Source organism: Gemmatimonas sp., from assembly GCF_044345575.1.
Lineage (GTDB): Bacteria > Gemmatimonadota > Gemmatimonadetes > Gemmatimonadales > Gemmatimonadaceae > Gemmatimonas.
The window spans coordinates 1-3,666 of record NZ_JBIJAW010000324.1; the positions used below are offsets into that span (position 1 = coordinate 1).

At 66.8% G+C, this 3,666-nt stretch carries 2 protein-coding genes; both read left to right on the plus strand.

Annotated features, from left to right (window positions below):
- Positions 1-1,854, plus strand: a 1,854-nt coding sequence (locus ACIQ6O_RS14425) for an aldehyde dehydrogenase family protein (protein WP_396208478.1), incomplete at its 5' end; no start/stop codon positions are given.
- A gap of 17 nt (positions 1,855-1,871) precedes the next feature.
- Entirely contained in the window at positions 1,872-3,605 is a 1,734-nt protein-coding gene (locus ACIQ6O_RS14430) for a M3 family oligoendopeptidase (RefSeq protein WP_396208479.1), read from the plus strand.
- Positions 3,606-3,666: the final 61 nt, after the last annotated feature.

Genomic DNA, 3,666 nt, shown 5'->3' on the forward strand with positions numbered 1-3,666 from the left:
CTCGCGGCCGGAAACACGATCGTCCTCAAGCCCGCCGAGTTCACGCCGCTCACGGCCATTCGCTTCGCTGAGCTGGTGCACGAGATCGGCTTGCCGCCCGGCGTATTCAACCTCGTCACGGGGGACGGCGCGACGGGGGCCGCGATCGTCTCGCACGACGACGTGGACAAGATCGCCTTTACCGGCAGCACCGAGGTGGGGCGCGCCATTCGCGTGGCCACGGCGGGCAGTGGCAAGGGCCTCTCGCTCGAGCTGGGGGGCAAGAGCCCCTTCATCGTGTTCGAAGATGCGGATCTCGACAGTGTGGTCGAGGGCGTCGTCGACGCGATCTGGTTCAATCAGGGGCAGGTGTGCTGCGCCGGCTCCCGTCTGCTCGTGCAGGAGGGGGTCGCCGACCGTTTGCTCGCGAAGCTGCGTGACCGAATGGAGCGACTGCGCGTGGGGTCGCCGCTCGACAAGTCGGTGGACATGGGCGCCATCGTGGCGCCGGTGCAGCTCGAGCGCATACGCGCGCTCTGCCAGCAGGGTGTGGACGAAGGCGCCACCTGCTGGCAGCCGTCGTGGGCCGAACCTGCCGATGGATGGTTCCATCCACCCACGTTGTTCACCAATGTCGCACCCAGCGCCACCATCGCGCAGGTCGAGATCTTCGGCCCCGTGCTGGTGAGCATGACTTTCCGCACCCCCGAAGAGGCGGTGGCACTCGCCAACAACACGCCGTTCGGGCTCGCGGCCAGCGTGTGGAGCGAGAACATCAACCTCGCGCTCGACGTGGCCCCGAAGCTCAAGTGCGGGGTGGTGTGGGTCAACAGCACCAACCTGTTCGACGCCTCGGCCGGCTTCGGCGGTTACCGCGAGAGCGGCTTCGGTCGCGAAGGCGGGCGTGAGGGCCTGTGGGAGTACCTCAAGCCCATCAAGGCGCACGAGGCGGCGCCGCTGCCGGTGATCGCCGCCACGGCGCATTTCGATGGCGATGCCGACGCCGACGACACTGAGACGGCCACGCTCCCCGCCATCGATCGCACCCCCAAGCTGTTCATCGGCGGCAAGCAGGCGCGCCCCGATTCCGGGTACACCATCACCGTGCGGTCGCTCGCCGGTCGGGCCGTGGGTGAAGTCGGAGAAGGCAATCGCAAGGATATCCGCAATGCCGTCGAAGCCGCGCACGCGGCGGGCGGATGGCCCAAGCTGAGCGGACATCAGCGCGCACAGATTCTCTACTACATCGCCGAGAATCTGTCCGCCCGCGCCGCCGAATTCGCGCAGCGCATCGTGAGCATGACGGGCGACGCGCTCGTGGCGGGAGCGGACGAGGTGAATGCCGCCATTTCGCGCTTGTTCACCTACGCCGCGTGGGCCGACAAGCACGACGGCGCGGTGCACGACGTGCCGCTGCGCGGCGTCGCGCTCGCGATGCATGAACCCATCGGCGTGGTCGGCGTGGCGTGCCCCGATCCGTATCCGCTCCTTGGCTTCGTGTCCCTCGTGGCCCCGCTCATCGCCACGGGGAACCGGGTGGTGGCCGTACCGTCGGAGCGATTCCCGCTCGCCGCGACCGACTTCTACAGCGTGCTCGAAACCTCCGATGTGCCCGCCGGCGTGATCAACATCGTGACGGGACCCCGGGATTCGCTCGTCCGTACCCTGGCGGACCATGACGATGTCGAGGCCGTGTGGTACTTTGGGACACACACGGGAGCCGCTGCAGTCGAGAAGGCGTCCGCGGCCAATCTGAAGCGCACCTGGACCGAGTGGACGGGCCGGGAATGGCTGGACCCGCGCGCTGGGGAGGGACGTGATTTCCTCCGCCGAGCCGTGCAGGTCAAGAACATCTGGATCCCGTACGGCGAATGACTGAGACACTCCCCCTGATGATCGAGCTTCCTGCCTCCCCCGAGGCATTCCGTGACGCGTCGTGGAACGACGTGTTGCCGTATTACGAGACCCTGGCCACTGTGCCACTCGAGGCGTCGAGCCAGAGCGTGGAGCCGTGGCTCGCGACCTGGTCGCGTCTGGACACGCTCATCGGGGAGGCCGGCACCCTGGCCATGATCGCCTACACGGCCAACACCGCCGACGAAGCGCGCGAGGCGGCGTATCTGCGGTTTTCGATGGACATCTTCCCCAAGCTCGAAGAGCAGCAGGTGCGTCTGGCGCGCCGCCTCGTCGAGTTGGGGTGGTCGCGCCCCGATCTCGCCACCACGCTCCATCGGTTCCGCAGCGATATCGAGATCTTCCGGGAAGCCAACGTCGAACGCTTCTCGCGCATCGAGGAGCTGTCGGCCGGCTACCAGAAGCTCATCGGTGGGATGAGTGTCGACTGGGACGGCGAGGCCAAGACCATCCCGCAGTTGCAGCCGTATCTCAAGGCCGCCGATCGCGCGGTGCGTGAACGCGCCTTCCGCTTGGGTGCTTCGGCGTATCTCGCCAAGCGCGACGAACTGGCGGAGTGCTTCGATGGCATGTACGCGTTGCGTGTCGCGGTCGCGAAGGAAGCGGGCTTTGCCGACTATCAGCAGTACTGCTTTGCGGCCAAGCATCGCTTCGACTACACACCGCGTGACACCGCCAGCTTCCACGAGGCGGTTCGCGAAACGGTCACCCCCGCGGTGGCCAAGCTCATGGACTATCGCCGGCGGTCACTCGGCGTCGACGTGCTGCGTCCGTGGGACACCAGTGTCGATCTCGACGCCAAGGAGCCGCTGCGTCCGTTCGACACGGTCGACACCTTCGTCGACCGCGCGCGCAACGTGTTCCGGCGCGTCGATCCCGAACTCGGCGGGCAGTTCGCGCTCATGGCCGAGGAATCGCTGCTCGATCTGGAGAGCCGCCCGGGTAAGGCGCCCGGCGGGTACTGCACCGATCTGTCGTTCCGCGGCCGCCCGTTCATCTTCATGAACGCGGTGGGCGTGCCCGACGACGTGAACACGCTCGTGCACGAAGCGGGGCACTGCTTCCACGACTTCGCCACGCACAAGCTGCCGTACACCTGGATGCGGAAGACGGGCCACGAGGCCGCCGAGCTTGCCTCCATGAGCATGGAGCTGCTGGCCATGCCGTATCTGGTGCAGCCGGAGGGTTACTACACGCCGCAGGAAGCCCGTGTAGCGTGGCTCGAACATCTCGAAGACGTGCTTGGCGCGCTTGTGCACATCGCGAGCGTCGATGCGTTCCAAGCGTGGATCTACACCGACGCGGCCGGCGCCGATCGCGAAGCGCGTGACGCCAAGTGGCTGCAGCTGCGCGCCGATTACGAACAGGGGGTGGATTGGAGCGGCCTCGAGCGCGAGCGCGTGGCGCGCTGGTACCGCCAGCTCCACATCTTCGAGCTGCCGTTCTACTACATCGAGTACGGCATTGCCCAGCTTGGGGCCCTGCAGGTGTTCCGCAACGCCGTGCAGGACGCGGGCAACGCGGTGGCGATGTACAAGCAGTTCCTCTCGCTCGGCGGCACGCGCACGTTGCCGGAGTTGTATGCCGCGGCCGGTGCCAAGCTGGTGTTCGACGCGCCTACAATGAAGGAGCTGGTCGACTTCACCATGGAACGTATCGAGGCGTTGCGCGCCGGTGCGGATGCACCGTTCGCGGGGATCGTGCCGCGGTAACCCTCCGCGCCTCCGCGAAAGCAGTTCCCCCCAGTCTTCGCGGTGAAACCAATGAGACCCT